Source organism: Halomonas kalidii, assembly GCF_030010475.1.
Classification (GTDB): Bacteria; Pseudomonadota; Gammaproteobacteria; order Pseudomonadales; family Halomonadaceae; genus Halomonas; species Halomonas heilongjiangensis.
On the sequence record NZ_JASCQN010000051.1, the window covers coordinates 64,843 to 79,279 of the forward strand.

Genomic DNA, 14,437 nt, shown 5'->3' on the forward strand with positions numbered 1-14,437 from the left:
ATGACTGACTACAAGATTTACCCGCCTGTCGGCATCGCCCGTGTGGGGAACGCGCCGGAAAAATTCTATATCGGGCCCGAGACGTATCGCGGTCTGCCCATCAACCCCGACGGCAGCCTCTTCACCCAGGATGACTTCCGGGATGGACAGGGTCGCATGTGTCGCCAGGCGGCGCGCTTTCATATTTATCACGGCAACGAAGAGATCACCCTGGATACGCCCGGAATCAAGTCGATTACCTGGACCGTGCACATGGCGAACAAGAAAGCCAGTTGGTACGAGTTCGCCACCAACGAAGGGGAACTGGGTTACGCCAGCAATCATCCCTTGCGCAACGCCGATGTGAAGGACCGACGCAGCTTGATTATCGATCCAGGCCCACGGCGGATCAGCGGCACCCATGCCGGCCCCGTCCCCATGGATCGCCATACGGTTCCCGTGGACTATCAGGGCGCAAACTTCCCCAAGGGCATCCTGTATCCCAATCGGGAGTGTATCGACACCTTGGGAGAGCTGCGTACCGACGAAGCCGGTCGCCTGCTGGTGCTGGGGGGGCTGGGCATATCCGGGACCGAAGATGAAAACGCCGTGATCAAACAGTACGCCAATAACGACGGCTGGTGGGATGACACCGGTGACGGTCCGGTCAGGGCGGTAATCGAGTGGGACGATGACAGCCTTGATCCAGCTGATCCGGCCTGGGTGTCTGTGGCACCGCCCTCCTATGCACCGGAGATCGCCAACCTGGTAACGCTCTGGGACACCATCTTCGACAGCGCTGTGCGTGCCGGACACTACCCGAAGATCAATGATCAGGGCATGTGGCAAAGTGGACCCGATGGCTACAAGCCCAACTTCCAGAGCGAGATAAGACCACTACTGGAGCGGGCCACCACCTACACCTGGGTCGCGGCAATCCCCCCCAAACCCCACAAATTCGACATGGAGATGCTGGGTGCGGTGCCGTATCAGGAGGATCACTACCGCGGCCTGCGCAACTGGATTCTGGATATCCTGCGACCACCGGCGGATGAGAACACCATTATCTCCGAGCGGGGAGGTACCATGATGCCCTACCTGGCGGGGGACAACTGTCTTATCGACGGCACGCTTACATCCACTTATCTGCGTTTGACGGATACCCAGTTCTTCTTTGTTCAACAGTGGGCGGCGGGACACTTCGTCAACGAGCCTGTTGTCGATAGTAGCCCTCAATCACTGACGCGCAATGTTCTGGAAAACTGTGTAGGAGGCGCGTTTTCTCCCGGTATCGAGCTCACCTGGATCTCCCGCAATCGGGCCATCTACAGTCGTGAGGACCCTTTCCGTATCAACGCCGCGCCGCCCACCGAAGGGCCACTCAACCTGGGTTTTACGCCTTCTGCGATGGAACCCGGGGATCTCACTCGCTACATGGCCATACCCTGGCAGGCAGACTTCAATGAGTGCTCCTCACAGCCCATCGGTGAGCGAGTATTGTGGTGGTGGCCCGCACAAAGGCCTGAATTCGTCTATCTGGAGCCGCGATCCCAGGTCGGGGGCCTGGCGGCTATTTCGACCCCGGATGAGCAGACGGGAGGGCAGGTTGCCTGGATCGGTACCGATTTCGATCAGATGCGGGGAGATTTCATCTCCTTTGCCGACGACGTACAGATGGTGCAGTACTGGTCGCAACTGGGCTTCGTGATGGCAAAAGAGGTCGAAGGAGAGCGCCGCTTTGTGGAAGTTGCACGCACCCTACCTCGACCTTTCACACCGAATGGCAACTGATTTCGATCTCGTTATCCTCGGCGCCGGCCCTGCCGGTTGCGCCACGGCTCTCGCCGCGATAGCGGCGGGCGTCGAGCGCGTGGCTATTCTGGACAGGCCCGCCCGCCAGGCCTTCAGGGTGGGGGAATCCGCAGCGCCTGATGTCGTCGCTAAATTGAGGCTGCTGGGGATATCGGATGACCTTGAGGCGAGAGGACACCGACCCTACTACACCAATCTCTCCCTATGGGCGGGAGAGCGCCGGTTCGACGATTTTCTCCATCGCTCGACAGGGGACGGCTGGCATCTCGATCGGGAACGCTTTGACGAGGATCTGCGTCAAGCCAGCTGTGTGAGAGGTGCGCAATTACTGACTCCTGCGGTGTTGGAATCCCTACGCTGGGATAGTGGAGAGTGGCAACTGCAAATCACTTACCAGGGCAAACAGCATCTGCTGTGTTGTCGTTACCTCGTCGACGCCTCCGGTCGCAGAGCTGCCCTTTGCAGGCGACTGGGAATTGAGCGCAAGCGTCTCGACGATCTGGTGGCGGTGGCGTGTAAGTGGCCCAATGCTGGCAGGCTGGAAGGGATAACACTGGTGGAATCGGTGGCCGACGGATGGTGGTACGCGACCCGTTTACCCGATGGTTCAGCGCTGCTGGCGTTGATGTCGGATGCAGCCCTTGTTCGCCAGAAGGGATTACGAAATCGCGAAACGTTCTATGCGCTCTGGGCTCAGACAGAGGAGCTGCAGCAGTGGCTGCAACCTACCCGCCGGCACGCACTCTCCCTTACCTGCTTTGCCGCATACAGCGGTTTTGTTACCCGGGCAGCCGGACCGGGCTGGATCGCCGTGGGCGATGCCCTGGCTGCATTCGATCCTTTGACCTCTTCGGGAATTTCCAACGCACTGGGCGACGGTCTGGCTGCGGCACCGGTAATCACCGATTGGCTGCACAACAATGGCCTGCATGCGGCGGAACAGTATGCATTTCGGGCAAACAGGGGGGTAACCCGTTTTCTCAGGGAGTGGCAGGGCCAATATAGCCTGGAGCGACGGTGGTCGGATCATCCATTCTGGGCCCACCGTTGTGAGGCTATGCCTATTTAAAAGGGGTATCCGGAAATCGTGCCGGACCTGACTCGTGAGGCTTATGCTGCCTGGCTTGCCGATGGCGTGGAGTGCCGTCGGCGCGCCCTGGACACGGTACGGCTGGACCTATGACTGGGCCACCGATGCGGGAGATACCCCCATGGGGTAAGCGAGTTCCTGCTTGCCCCCAGTTCCGAATACGAGATCGAAGCGCGGCACCAGGTCGAGGACTACTGCACGATGTGATGGCTGTCGTCAGGCCTTCGGTGGCAGCGCCATCAAGCCTGAGGTTAAAGAATTTACTAAATTATTCAATATCCTGGCCGATATGCAGTATCGAGGTCGTTCCAATAAGGCGCGATTTCAATGCTATTGAAGAGATGACATGACGGATCAGGGAGCAGGTAGATGTTGAGAAATGTGATGATAGGGGTGGTGCTCGCGGCGACACTGGTCGTTTCGGGCTGTGCGTCGGTGTCGATGGGGTCCAAGGAAGAGGATATGGCGCTGAAGCAGTTTCCGGCGCCGCCAGACTCCATGGCGGGTGTATACGTGTACCGTGACAGCTTCATAGGGAAGGCCTTGAAGAAGACCGTATCTCTGGACGGGGAGATAATTGGAGAAACGGCTAATGGCGTGTATTTCTATAAGGTAATCCCCCCCGGAGAGCACGTCATTTCGACGGAATCCGAATTCAGTGACAATGCCCTCTCGTTTGTGGCAGACGCCGACAGGAATTATTTTGTCCGGCAATACATCAAGATGGGCGTTTTCGTCGGTGGCGCAGGGTTGGAAATGGTCGACGAGGAGCAGGGGATGATGGCTGTGCGGGAATGCTGTCGCTTGGCGGCTTCGCAGTAACGCTGGCTGTCGTAGCCCACAGAGAAGGTCTCTGTGGGCTACGTTGATCTCCATTGACTCTCTTGATCACATGATCTGGAAAATAAGCACGCGCAGTGGAGATTGAAAACCAACGAGTGAAGGTCACGGTGATGCCGGGGAGCTGGTGGCACTGGGCGACTCTACGGCGCCGGTGGGTTCCTGGAGCAAATGCACTGCGACAGCGTGGCTATTGTGCTTCGAAGTCCACGCGGCGGATGCTGAAGCGCTCCACGGGCAGCTTGCCGGTAAACAGCTGGTCGAGCTTGGCGTAGAGCACGTAGGTGTCGTCGCCCTGCTGCGCCGCCGTCGTCACGAAAACGGCGCCCGTGTCCATGCGGCCGGAGACGTGAGCGCTTTGCCAGCCATCCTCACTGGACAGTTGCACTACTGCATCAGTGCTCACCTCGCCACCGATGATGGCGTTGGCTGCCAGGACCAGCTTGCCTTGCGAGTCCCAGACCATGCCGTCGGCACCCTCGAAGGTGCGGTCGAGCTCGACCTGCTGGACGTCTGAAGGATCATCGAGCGATACGCGTAACAGCGTGCCGTCATTGTACTTGGCGACGATCAGGTAGCCGTCGGGATGATACACCAGCCCGTTGAGGTTGACGCCTTCGCCTTCGAACAGCTCGGAGGTCGTCAGTACGTCGGGTTCGCCGTCCAGCGGCACCCGGTAGATCACCGGCGAAAGACTGTTGGTCACATACGCAGTGCCGTCTGGTCCGACGATGACATCGTTGCAGAAATGGGCTGCTCCCTCGTGAAGGGCGGTGAGGTCGACATGGCGCAGCGGCTCACCGGTAGCGAGGTCGTAGATGGCAAGCTCCGCCACTTGCATCTTGGTGTCTTCCGCCGTTCGCTCGCCGACGCCGAGGTCGGAGTTGCACACCAGCACTCGGTTGCGCTCCGTATCCAGGTGCAAGCCGAAGGTCGAGATCAGTCGCTCGTCCTCGACGAATGGTTGGATATCGCCCTCAAGCGAGACGCGGTAGATGCCCCCGAAATATAGCGAACTCACGAGAAATTCGTCGCGGGTCTGATCATAGGCGATACCCTCCGGGAAGAGGTTATGTTCCTCGAATACGATTTCGGAGGGTCCCGATGACAACGCCGGCTCGGCTTCTGGCGGCTGGGCTTCGGCGTTCGCATGATCGGCGAGCAGCAAACCGGCACCGGCGAACAGGGCCGTGCCCAGCGCTTTGCGAGGTGTGCTGGAGTGGAATGCTGGCATCAGGCTTTCCCCCTCGAGGTGGCCAAGGATGGCCATGGTGTCGAAACATTCGGTTTCGACGGACGATGAGCCCAGAATAATCATCACAAAACCATTAACCCATTGATTTAATTTTTACTATTCTCCGTGGGCATGGGCTGTTTCGCCTACGGGGTCATAGGGACGGGGCTTCAACAGAATAGCCCAACAGCAGTCGCGCGTGCGGAATTCGGTGCCCCGCGATGGGCCACGAAGCTGTTGTGGTCATGCTGATCTTCGATTGAGCCACCTGTCGATTGCAGGCCGAGCCGTTCGATATGGAGGTGGACGACCACAACATGAGAGGAGACCAACATGCGATTCATGGTCATGGTGAAGGCGAGCAAGGAGTCGGAGGCCGGCACGCTGCCGAGCCAGGAGCTGCTGGAGGCGATGGGCAAGTACAACGAGGAGCTGGTCAATGCCGGGATCATGCTCGCCGGTGAAGGGTTGCAGCCGAGCAGCAAGGGGGCGCGCGTGCGCTTCTCGGGCGACCAGCGCATCGTCATCGACGGCCCCTTCGCCGAGACGAAGGAGCTGGTCGCCGGCTACTGGCTGTGGCAGGTGGCGTCGAAGGAGGAGGCCATCGAGTGGGTCAAGCGTTGCCCGAACCCGATGCCCGGCACCGAGGCCGAGATCGAGATCCGCCAGGTATTCGAGGCCGACGACTTCGGTGAGGAGTTCACCCCGGAATTGCGCGAGCAGGAGGAGCGGCTGCGCGCCCAGGCCGCCGAGTGGCAGCAGAAGCGCTGAGCGGTGCCGGTCGCAATGCCGTCGGTGTGGATACGCCAGGCGTCCGCCCGCGGGCTCAATTCACCTGGGTAATCATCACCGGTGCAACGCCCCGACGGAGCATGCCGAGCTTGCGGGCCGCGTGCTTGGAGAGATCGATGATGCGCCCCTGGACGAAGGGTCCCCGGTCGTTGATCAGCACTTCCACTTCCTGACCGGTATCCGGACGGGTGACCAGCACCTTGGTACCGAAGGGCAGGCTCGGGTGGGCGGCCGTCAGGGCCTGCTGGTCGAAGGGTTCGCCGCTGGCCGTCGGTGCGCCCTGGAAGGTGTCGCTGTAGAAGGAGGCCATGCCTTCCTGGGTAGCGTCATCGTGCGCCTGCACGCTACCCGCCGTTAGCAGGCCGGCCAGGCAACAGGCGAGAGTCAGTCGGACTCGGGTTCCCATGGATTACCTCATGGTTCTCGTGCAGCGGATTGCGCGTCCATCGATGCGATGAGGTGCCGGTAGGCAGGGGGCATGGTAACCGCCCTGGCCAAGGGGGGCAACCCGTAGCAAAGATCGACGACGTTGGCGACAAAAGAACGCTATTCGTATAGCAAGGCGTGCGGCCGTCAAGGCTCGATCGCCCACGACCACGCCGGGGGATGGCGACCCGTCGTGAAATTGCGGCGGCCAAGTCCGGCCGCTGGGCGGGTTCGGGGCGTCCTGGCGTACGGCTTGACCTGAACTTCGCTTGAGGTTTTAGGCTGTGGGGCGTCACCTGAGCGAGAGGAGCGACCCATGCAACGCGTACAGCCGGATATCTGGGAGACCGAGGTGGAGAGCCCCTTCACCGGGCTCACCGTGCACGCCTACCTGTTCGTTCGGGACGCGGGCAACGTGCTCTTCTACAATACCGGCCATCGTCACGAGATCGAGCGGATGGCGGCGCTGGGGGGTGTGACCTACCAGTACCTGAGCCACCGCGACGAGGTGGGGGAGACCCTGGCGCTGATCCACGAGCGCTTCGGGACCCGACTGGCCGGGCATATCGCCGAGCGCGACGACTTCGCCCGCGTGCGCCCCCCGGAGATCCTGTTCGACAGGCGCGAACGGCACCTGGACACCATCGAGGTGATCCCCACTCCTGGCCATAGCCCTGGCAGTACCTGCTTCCTGGTCGACTCGCCCCACGGCAAGCGCTACCTGTTCACCGGCGATACCCTCTACCGAAACGAGGATGGCGGCTGGCGCGCCGGTTTCATTCCCGGGCACAGCGCCGAGGAGGACCGGGAGACGCTGGCCGAGAGCCTGCGGCTGCTGAAGACGCTCGAACCGGACGTGGTCTTCTCCAGCGCCTTCGCTGGCGAGGCCGGGTTTGAGGAGCTCGCCCCGGGCGAGTGGCCCGGCCTGGTGGATCGGGCGCTCGACGAGTTGCTGGGGTGAGCGGAGTCGCCTGCGCCCGAAACGTCGCGCCGCTCGAGACGGCCTGGGTGGTCAGGGACAAGAAAGTCACGGTGAGCTGTGGCATCGTTGGGGTTTTCCGAGAAAAGGCATCCGACCATGGCAAGCATCTTCACCCGCATCATCCAGGGCGAGCTCCCGGGGCACTTCGTCTGGGAGGATGAACAGTGCGTGGCCCTGATGACCCTCAATCCGATGAAGCCCGGTCACCTGCTGGTGATTCCGCGCGAGGAGATCGACCACTGGGACGACCTGCCGGCCGAGCTGGTCGCCCACCTCATGGCGGTATCGCAGAAGCTCGCCAAGGCCCTCAAGCGCGCCTTCCCCTGCGAGCGCGTGGGGATGCTGGTCGTCGGCCTGGAGGTGCCGCACGTGCATATCCACCTGGTACCGATCGATGCGATGCAGGACATCCGGGTGGAGGGGCTGGCCCAGGCCCAGCCCGAGGAGCTGGCGGATGCCGCTTCTCGACTCCGGGGGGCCCTGAACGGGGGCTCGACTGCCTGACCGATGACGTCGCGTGGGAGAGGCGGGGCTTCAGCGTTCTGCGCGACGTACCCTTTGGCCTCGCAGGTCGGTGAACGCCGTCTCCAGGTCGCCAACGCTGGCGACGCCTCGTATGACGTCGATGCGCCGGCCCTGTTCATCGAACAGCACGATGGTGACCTGGTCGACCAGATGCTCACCGGCGAAGCGCGCCCCCTGCGTGGTGTTGATGTTCACCACGCGCCAGGCGGGTGGGTGTTCGATGTTGGCCAGCGCCTGTTCGGCATTGTCGCGCAGGCGACGACTCGCCGAGCGGCGCTGATCGAACACCTGCACCGCGACCGGTTCGCCGCTGCCGATCACGCTCAGGTCGGCCAGGGTGCGGACGTTACGCTCCTCGAGAATGAGCCAGGCCGCCGGCACGGCAAGGATGGCCAGGGCGATCAGGATGCCACGTACCAGGCGGCGAGGGCGGAAACGCCGTCGCGGCTTGCCGGCGAGGGACTTGCTCGAGGGACCGATCGGCTTGCGACGCCTGTTCCTGGTCTTCGGCATGCGGGGCACCTCCTGCCGGAAATGGGCCATTCCCTTGTCTAATATAGTGCCACCCTTTGCCAGGCCGAGTCAGAAGCCCGGAAATGGGGGCGGAGCGAGTGCGAGGCCGGCACCGGTGACGTCCTGGCCCGGGCTGCAGGGCAATGGCGTGGTTTGGCCTGCTGCCGTGATGCGAGAGTGGAGGTGCAGGAGACAGGCGACTGTCCTCGGTCGGTAGCTGACGCCCGGCTGGACGAGTTCTCAGTCGCTCTCTCCCGTGAAGTGCAGGCCTCGGGCGATGAGATCGTCCGCCAGCGCCCGGGCCGCCAGGGTGAATTCCACGCGAGCCATCGCCAGTGCACTCAGGTCTCGCGAGACCACCTCTCGCTCCATACGATCGAGGCGAGCCTTGGCCGTTGCCAGGCGGCGCCCCAGTGCCGCATCGAGCCCGATGCAGCCGGGAGGCGCTTCAGGCATCGGGCATAACTGATCCACCAGGTCGTCGGGCAGTGCGCGTGTCATGCTGGTGACTTCCATCACATTAACTCCTCGGCTCCGAACTCCGATCTCACCACCGAATGTCCTGGGTACCGGCCTACAGGCCCGGTGCTTCCTCGGTGTATGCCGTTGTCGAGACGGTGCCGCTGGCAGCAGGTCTCCCTCCTGGAGCTGAGCGAAAACACCAGAGATCCTTCTCCTCTGTAACTATAGTGTGTTTTTATGTAAGTAAAGGGGAGTTTTGGGAGGTCAGGCCCGACGGATGCCAGGTCGGTAGCTCTGCAGCACCGGCATTTGGTTGCTTTCGCGAAGCGCCGGTGGCCGCCGGCGTCAGTGAGTACGGGGGCTTCTGGCCGATGTGAAGGGTGCCGTGGTGGGGCGGTAGCTCGAGGGACCGGCCGGAGTCGGCAGATCGGTTGGAAGTAAAACACCCCATCCGGCCAGGGGCCGAATGGGGTGCGGTAATTGCCGGCAACGTCATGCCCTCAACGCTGGTGCTCTTCCTCGAAAAGCTCTGCCTTGGCGTGACGCATGACGACCTCGCAGGCGGCTTGATGGGCGAGCTGCAGGAGCAGGCCCTGGGTCACTTCGAAGCCCTTTCCCAGGCAGGTATCGATATCCTGGCGGCTTACTCGAGGGGAGACGTTGCAGTCAATCTTGATCGTTCTTCCGCCACCGTCCAGCCTGTCGGCGAATCCCCGTATGCGCCAGGCGATACGCTCTTTCCAGCTGGCCGATTCTTCCACGCCTTCGTTTACGCTAAACGTGCACTGCCACTCAGGTTTGTAGACCTTCATGAGAACCTCCCGTGCTGGCTTGAAAGAATGATCGATCGTGGTTGCTTCTCCGTAATGAAATGTCGTGCCAGTTCATCATACAGGCTTTCAGAGGCCAGGACAGTGCAAGCAGCGTGAATGATGCGGCCCGCCTGTAACGGCAGTGACGCCTGCCCGGGAGGCCCAGGGTCCGTCAGCGAAGATGGGCGGCAATGGCCTCGAGGGCGGCGCGCTGCAACAGGGCCTGTCGAGCCCAGAACTGCAGCACTTCGGTGTCAAGCGGGTGGGGTTGCGGGCATAGGGTATTCATGGAGTTGATCCTCCTGAAAGGATTGCTTCCCCAGCGTAGCCGCATTCTTGTTGCAATGCAGCATTTCTTTTCTTATGTCAGAAAAGCCTTCATTAGTCATGTATTGGCTCCCGCCGATGACCCATTCCCGCGCCGAGGCAGTCCGCTATCGCTCCCGACTGGCCGCCTGTGAAGCCGATACGCCGATGGCCCTTATTTCTTGCGGGCTTGCGCCAACTGCTGCCGGCGGTGTTCCCCCTGCCGCTCGAACATCCAGCCCGGGTATTCGGGCGGCAGGGCGCTGACGGCCTCGAGCTCGGCGAGTTCCGCATTGCTCAGCCTGACGTCGGTCGCGGCAATGTTGTCGTCGAGCTGGTCGACCCGCTTGGCGCCGACGATCACGCTGGTCACGGCCGGCTGGTGCAGCAGCCAGGCCAGGGCGATCTGGGCGACCGACACGCCGTGTGCCTCGGCGATCCCTCGCATCACGTCGATGCTGTCATAGGCACGCTCGATGGCCACCGGGGGGAAATCGAAGGTGGTGCGGCGGCTACCTTCCTCGGCCTGGGTGTCGCGCCCGTACTTGCCGCTCAGCAGGCCGCCGGCGAGCGGGCTCCACACCATCAGGCCGAGGGTCTCGCTCTGCAACATGGGGAGGATGTCACGCTCGAGGTCGCGGCCGGCGAGCGTGTAGTAGGCCTGCAGCGATTCGAAGCGCGCCAGGCCGTGACGCTCGGCGATGCCCAGTGCCTTCATGATCTGCCAGGCCGCCCAGTTCGAGACGCCGACATAGCGGACGTGGCCATGCTGTACCAGGGTGTCGAGCGCGCGCACGGTCTCCTCGATGGGTGTCGCCGGATCGAAGCCATGGATCTGGTAGAGGTCGATATGGTCGAGCTGCAGGCGCTTCAGGCTCGCCTTGACCCCGTTCATGATGTGGTAGCGCGAGTTGCCTCGGGCGTTGACGCCCTGGCTGCCGGTCTCGCCGAAGACCTTGGTGGCCACCACGATGTCGTCCCGTGGCACCTTGAGGTTCTTCAGCGCCTGGCCGGTGATGCGTTCCGACAGGCCCTCCGAGTAGACATCGGCGGTGTCGATGAAGTTGATGCCCGCGTCGAGCGCGCGGCCGATCAGCCGCTCGGCGTCGCTCTGCTGCAGGTCGCCGATCTGGCTCCACAGCTCGCCCTCGCCGCCGAAGGTCATGGTGCCGAGGCACAGCTCGGAGACGAACAGGCCGGTATTGCCGAATTTGCGGTAACGCATGGTTGCACTCCTGTTGCTGCTGGGTGGTGACATGGCTCAGCGGCGCGCGATCCTTGCGCCGCCCGTGATGATGTCGTTGACGAACTCACCGGTGATGAAGTCGTGCGGGAAGCCGAGGTCGACCTCACTGATCTCGTTGAGCCTCGTCAGTTGCTGGTCGTCGAGGCTGAATTCCAGGGCGCCGAGGTTATCCTCGATCTGTGCCACACGGCGTGCCCCCAGGAGCGTGCTGGTGACGCCCGGTCGGGTCAGCGTCCAGTTCAGCGCCACCTGGGCAGGGGAACGGCCGACTTCCTCGGCGATGGCCCTGACCTCTTCGGCGATGGACAGCTGCCTCTCATCCGGCAGTAACACCCGCTGTCGAGAGTTGAAGACATCGACTTCGCCGGCGGCGTTCGCTCGTCGCTGCCGCTCGATGTCGTCGCGGCTGTACTTGCCGGTCAGCAGGCCGCCGGCGAGGGGAGACCAGGGCGTCACGCCGAGCCCCAGGTCCACGGCCATCGGCACCAGGTCGCGTTCGATGTCGCGCATCGCCAGGCTGTACTCGACCTGCAGGCCGATGAATCGCGACCAGCCCCGGAACTCGGCCAGGGTGTTGGCCTGCGCGACTTTCCAGGCCGGAAAGTCCGACGCCCCGACATAGAGCACCTTGCCCTGCCGGACCAGGTCGTCCAGGGCGCGCATCACCTCGTCGATTGGCGTGCGATACTCCCAGGCGTGGACCCAGTAGAGGTCGATATAGTCCGTACCCAGCCGCTTGAGCGAGGCCTCCACGGCCTGCACCATGTTCTTGCGATGGTTGCCGCCGGCGTTGGGATCGCCACGGCGGGTGTTGAGCGTATACTTGGTGGCAAGCACGAAGCGATCCCGCTCGCCCGCGAGGCATCGACCGACGATCTTCTCGCTGCTGCCCTCGGTGTAGAAATTGGCCGTGTCGATGAAGTTGCCGCCTTTCTCGGCATAGGCGCGAAAGATCGCCTCGGAGGTCGCCTCGTCCGTACCCCAGCCCCAGTCGGCACCGAATGTCATGGTGCCCAGGCAGAGTGGTGACACGCGCAGGCCCGAGCGACCGAGCAGCCGGTAAGAATCGAGTGTCGTGATAGCTTGGCTCATGGGTACCCTCATCTCGGTCATTGGTTGCCGGTACCGTCGATCGCACCTGAAGGCCGGTCGCGGCTTGTCATGACGACGATACGTTCGCCGCGGCGAGGCATTAAGGAATGCCGCATACTGGTATCGGCACTTCCCCCCAAAGGAAAAGCACATTGCTCAGTAACGACCGTCGTAGCGAGATCGCTACCTTCCTGCGAATTCGGCGTGCCCGGCTGCAACCCGAGCAGATCGGCCTGCCGCGTGGCGCACGGCGCCGCACCCCCGGCCTGCGCCGGGAGGAAGTCGCCGAGCTGGCCGGTATCAGCACCGAATGGTACGCCTGGCTGGAGCAGACACGGGATGTGCACCCCTCGATGGATACCTTGCAGCGCATCGCGTTCGCCTTGAAGCTCGAGCCTGCCGAGCAGCAACATCTGCTGACCCTCGGGGGCTACGGCCAGGAGAGCGGGAGCCATGGCTCGGCACGCGAGGCGATGGTGAGCCCCCAGCTGCAGCGGCTGATGGATCAGCTCGAGTGCTGCCCGGCATGGATCATGGGCGCGCGCTCGGACATCCTGGCCTGGAACCGGGCCGCGGCCGTCATCCATGGCAATCTCCACACCATGCAGGGAATCGAGAGGAACGGTATCCATCAGCTGTTTCTGAACCCGCGGATGCGCCGAACGCTGGTGGACTGGGAGGCCCACGCCCGGGACTGTGTCGCCAAGCTGCGGCTGACCTACGCGAACTATATCGATGACCCCTGGTTCAGCGAGCTGATCGGGCTGCTGTGCTCGCGGAGTCCGCAGTTTGTCGAGTGGTGGGGGGAGCACAACGTTCGGCTACCCGAGGACGGCGTGAAGGCCTACGAGCATCCCGATGCGGGACGACTGGTATTCGATTACGCCATCCTTCAGGTGGCCGGTGGCAACGGTGTGCCGTTGCAGCTGATCACCTATGTACCCACCAGTGATTCGGGCACCCAGGAGAAGATGGAAGCCCTGTTGGTAGGCTTCGACCACTCGCCTCGCTCACGACGGCAGGGCTAGTCAGTGCTGGGGAAGTGGCCATTCAAATCAAAGCCTGCCGACGTGGCAGGCTTTTTGTTGGTGCCGGTTTCCTGGTATTGGGAGTCAAGGCATGGGTTCATGTCGAAGATTACCGTGGACGACACAGGTACCAATAGTTCTGGAAGTCGTGGTCGAGTTCGTGTACCTCGATATCGCCGAACCCGGCCGCCTGGAAGTATTCCAGGGCTTTTTCCCTTCCCCACATCGCGCCGAGCCCTTCGCCGCCACTCGCCAGCGACACCGTCATGCAGTGCATGCATGAGAGGGTGTAGAGCAGTGGCCCGATTGGGTGGTCACAGTCCTCGTGATGGTGACTCGAGCCCTTGATGTCCTGGGCCAGGTAGATGCCGTCGTCGGCCAGGGCGCGGCGAATGCCGCGCAGCAGGGCTGCGGGGTCGGCTTGGTCGTGAACGGCGTCGAAGGTGGTGATGAAGTCGAATGCCGCCGGCTTGGCACTACGGTCGAAGTCGGTGAGATCACGGATCTCGAAGGTCACGTTGGTGTTGCCAAGCTCGTGGGCTTCCTCGCGGGCGAGGGCAATCGCCTCGCTAGAGATGTCGTAGCCGGTGAAGTGGCTGTTGGGAAACAGCGCCGCCAGCTTGTTGATGGCCTTTCCCCGCCCACAGCCGGCGTCCAGCACCCGAATCCCTTGCTCGAGACGTTGCTTGAGCCCCGGGACCAACGGAAGGATATGCTCTTCCAATGCCGGTATCACCGACTGGCCACTATCCTCGGCCATGATCTCGTGGAAGCGACCGAAGCGCTCGTAGGGCACTCCGCCACCGTGCCGGAAACAGTGCACGATGTCGTCCTCCACCGTTCCCAGCAACGGGATGTACTGCGCAAACACCGCCACGTTGTCCGTTGGTGAGCGGCGGCTGAGGCAGGCCGCATGCTCCGGTGGCAAGTGATAGGTGCCGGCCCCGGGGTCATGCTCGACGATATTTCCCACCGTCATCGCGCCTAGCCATTCGCGCACATAGCGTTCATTGAGCCCTGCGCTATCCGCAATTTCCTGGCTCGTGGCCGGGCCCATGGCGGCCAGTGCGTCGAACAGGCCGGTACGATGGCCGATCGAGGTCATCAGGGTGAGTGCCCCTGAGTTGAAGATGCCGACGAGTCGCTCGGCAAAAGCTTCGGCCCGCTTGTCGTCGAAGGCGGTCACGCTATGGGCCGCACCGGTTACTGCAGACATGGTGGTTCCCCCTTTTTTCTATCCACCGGTGGGCTTGCACCGGACCTGGGAATAAGCATGGCCGTCTGCCCGGTTGCCGGCT

Annotated in this window: 15 protein-coding genes; 7 read left to right on the plus strand and 8 right to left on the minus strand. The window is 62.5% G+C overall.

The genetic code is table 11. The features are described from left to right. The 3 genes from QLQ85_RS16890 (at nucleotide 1) to QLQ85_RS16900 (ending at nucleotide 3,703) form a co-directional block, all read left to right on the plus strand. Nucleotides 1–1,770 (plus strand): LodA/GoxA family CTQ-dependent oxidase, encoded by a 1,770-nt coding sequence (locus QLQ85_RS16890; protein ID WP_282740062.1) that lies wholly within the window; start codon nucleotides 1–3, stop codon nucleotides 1,768–1,770. After that, complete coding sequence (locus QLQ85_RS16895) at nucleotides 1,718–2,860, plus strand: tryptophan 7-halogenase (protein WP_282740063.1); 1,143 nt, start codon at nucleotides 1,718–1,720, stop codon at nucleotides 2,858–2,860. The genes QLQ85_RS16890 and QLQ85_RS16895 overlap by 53 nt, the downstream gene beginning before the upstream one ends. Nucleotides 2,861–3,250: 390 nt before the next feature. Further along, the gene (locus tag QLQ85_RS16900; protein ID WP_282740064.1) at nucleotides 3,251–3,703 is read left to right on the plus strand and encodes a DUF2846 domain-containing protein; all 453 of its coding nucleotides are present in this window, start codon (nucleotides 3,251–3,253) and stop codon (nucleotides 3,701–3,703) included. Nucleotides 3,704–3,911: 208 nt separating this feature from the next. Here QLQ85_RS16900 and QLQ85_RS16905 read toward each other — a convergent pair whose 3' ends face one another. Beyond that, nucleotides 3,912–5,039, minus strand: coding sequence for a hypothetical protein (locus QLQ85_RS16905; RefSeq protein ID WP_282740065.1), 1,128 nt, complete (start codon nucleotides 5,037–5,039; stop codon nucleotides 3,912–3,914). 249 nt (nucleotides 5,040–5,288) lie between these two features. On the opposite strand from QLQ85_RS16905, the gene QLQ85_RS16910 reads away from it, so the two are divergent. Continuing rightward, nucleotides 5,289–5,726 (plus strand): YciI family protein, encoded by a 438-nt coding sequence (locus tag QLQ85_RS16910; protein WP_282723226.1) that lies wholly within the window; start codon nucleotides 5,289–5,291, stop codon nucleotides 5,724–5,726. A gap of 55 nt (nucleotides 5,727–5,781) precedes the next feature. On the opposite strand, the gene QLQ85_RS16915 is transcribed toward QLQ85_RS16910, so the two are convergent. Next, nucleotides 5,782–6,153 carry a septal ring lytic transglycosylase RlpA family protein gene (locus QLQ85_RS16915; protein WP_407650404.1) on the minus strand — a complete coding sequence of 124 codons (372 nt, stop codon included), beginning with the start codon at nucleotides 6,151–6,153 and terminating at the stop codon, nucleotides 5,782–5,784. Nucleotides 6,154–6,489: 336 nt separating this feature from the next. On the opposite strand from QLQ85_RS16915, the gene QLQ85_RS16920 reads away from it, so the two are divergent. After that, nucleotides 6,490–7,134 (plus strand): MBL fold metallo-hydrolase, encoded by a 645-nt coding sequence (locus QLQ85_RS16920; RefSeq protein WP_282740066.1) that lies wholly within the window; start codon nucleotides 6,490–6,492, stop codon nucleotides 7,132–7,134. Nucleotides 7,135–7,251: 117 nt separating this feature from the next. After that, nucleotides 7,252–7,659 carry an HIT family protein gene (locus QLQ85_RS16925; RefSeq protein WP_282740067.1) on the plus strand — a complete coding sequence of 136 codons (408 nt, stop codon included), beginning with the start codon at nucleotides 7,252–7,254 and terminating at the stop codon, nucleotides 7,657–7,659. A gap of 30 nt (nucleotides 7,660–7,689) precedes the next feature. Here QLQ85_RS16925 and QLQ85_RS16930 read toward each other — a convergent pair whose 3' ends face one another. The 5 genes from QLQ85_RS16930 to QLQ85_RS16950 form a co-directional block, all read right to left on the minus strand. After that, nucleotides 7,690–8,193 carry a hypothetical protein gene (locus tag QLQ85_RS16930; protein WP_282740068.1) on the minus strand — a complete coding sequence of 168 codons (504 nt, stop codon included), beginning with the start codon at nucleotides 8,191–8,193 and terminating at the stop codon, nucleotides 7,690–7,692. 240 nt (nucleotides 8,194–8,433) lie between these two features. Beyond that, nucleotides 8,434–8,694 carry a hypothetical protein gene (locus tag QLQ85_RS16935; protein WP_282740069.1) on the minus strand — a complete coding sequence of 87 codons (261 nt, stop codon included), beginning with the start codon at nucleotides 8,692–8,694 and terminating at the stop codon, nucleotides 8,434–8,436. Nucleotides 8,695–9,155: 461 nt separating this feature from the next. Continuing rightward, nucleotides 9,156–9,467 carry a hypothetical protein gene (locus QLQ85_RS16940; protein ID WP_282740070.1) on the minus strand — a complete coding sequence of 104 codons (312 nt, stop codon included), beginning with the start codon at nucleotides 9,465–9,467 and terminating at the stop codon, nucleotides 9,156–9,158. Between the two features lie 481 nt (nucleotides 9,468–9,948). Continuing rightward, entirely contained in the window at nucleotides 9,949–10,998 is a 1,050-nt protein-coding gene (locus QLQ85_RS16945; RefSeq protein WP_282740071.1) for an aldo/keto reductase, read from the minus strand. A 36-nt stretch (nucleotides 10,999–11,034) separates the two neighbouring features. Beyond that, entirely contained in the window at nucleotides 11,035–12,111 is a 1,077-nt protein-coding gene (locus QLQ85_RS16950; RefSeq protein ID WP_282740072.1) for an aldo/keto reductase, read from the minus strand. Nucleotides 12,112–12,263: 152 nt separating this feature from the next. On the opposite strand from QLQ85_RS16950, the gene QLQ85_RS16955 reads away from it, so the two are divergent. Next, nucleotides 12,264–13,139: a helix-turn-helix transcriptional regulator gene (locus QLQ85_RS16955; RefSeq protein ID WP_282740073.1), complete on the plus strand. Its 876-nt coding sequence runs from the start codon at nucleotides 12,264–12,266 to the stop codon at nucleotides 13,137–13,139. A gap of 109 nt (nucleotides 13,140–13,248) precedes the next feature. Here QLQ85_RS16955 and QLQ85_RS16960 read toward each other — a convergent pair whose 3' ends face one another. Further along, entirely contained in the window at nucleotides 13,249–14,355 is a 1,107-nt protein-coding gene (locus tag QLQ85_RS16960; protein WP_282740074.1) for a class I SAM-dependent methyltransferase, read from the minus strand. Nucleotides 14,356–14,437: the final 82 nt, after the last annotated feature.

Bases quoted from the DNA above. Each gene is read 5' to 3' on its own strand.
- QLQ85_RS16890 (WP_282740062.1), top strand. From the start codon at position 1: ATGACTGACTACAAGATTTACCCGCCTGTCGGCATCGCCCGTGTGGGG.
- QLQ85_RS16900 (WP_282740064.1), top strand. From the start codon at position 3,251: ATGTTGAGAAATGTGATGATAGGGGTGGTGCTCGCGGCGACACTGGTC.
- QLQ85_RS16905 (WP_282740065.1), bottom strand. From the start codon at position 5,039: ATGATTATTCTGGGCTCATCGTCCGTCGAAACCGAATGTTTCGACACC.
- QLQ85_RS16910 (WP_282723226.1), top strand. From the start codon at position 5,289: ATGCGATTCATGGTCATGGTGAAGGCGAGCAAGGAGTCGGAGGCCGGC.
- QLQ85_RS16915 (WP_407650404.1), bottom strand. From the start codon at position 6,153: ATGGGAACCCGAGTCCGACTGACTCTCGCCTGTTGCCTGGCCGGCCTG.
- QLQ85_RS16920 (WP_282740066.1), top strand. From the start codon at position 6,490: ATGCAACGCGTACAGCCGGATATCTGGGAGACCGAGGTGGAGAGCCCC.
- QLQ85_RS16925 (WP_282740067.1), top strand. From the start codon at position 7,252: ATGGCAAGCATCTTCACCCGCATCATCCAGGGCGAGCTCCCGGGGCAC.
- QLQ85_RS16930 (WP_282740068.1), bottom strand. From the start codon at position 8,193: ATGCCGAAGACCAGGAACAGGCGTCGCAAGCCGATCGGTCCCTCGAGC.
- QLQ85_RS16935 (WP_282740069.1), bottom strand. From the start codon at position 8,694: ATGACACGCGCACTGCCCGACGACCTGGTGGATCAGTTATGCCCGATG.
- QLQ85_RS16940 (WP_282740070.1), bottom strand. From the start codon at position 9,467: ATGAAGGTCTACAAACCTGAGTGGCAGTGCACGTTTAGCGTAAACGAA.
- QLQ85_RS16945 (WP_282740071.1), bottom strand. From the start codon at position 10,998: ATGCGTTACCGCAAATTCGGCAATACCGGCCTGTTCGTCTCCGAGCTG.
- QLQ85_RS16950 (WP_282740072.1), bottom strand. From the start codon at position 12,111: ATGAGCCAAGCTATCACGACACTCGATTCTTACCGGCTGCTCGGTCGC.
- QLQ85_RS16960 (WP_282740074.1), bottom strand. From the start codon at position 14,355: ATGTCTGCAGTAACCGGTGCGGCCCATAGCGTGACCGCCTTCGACGAC.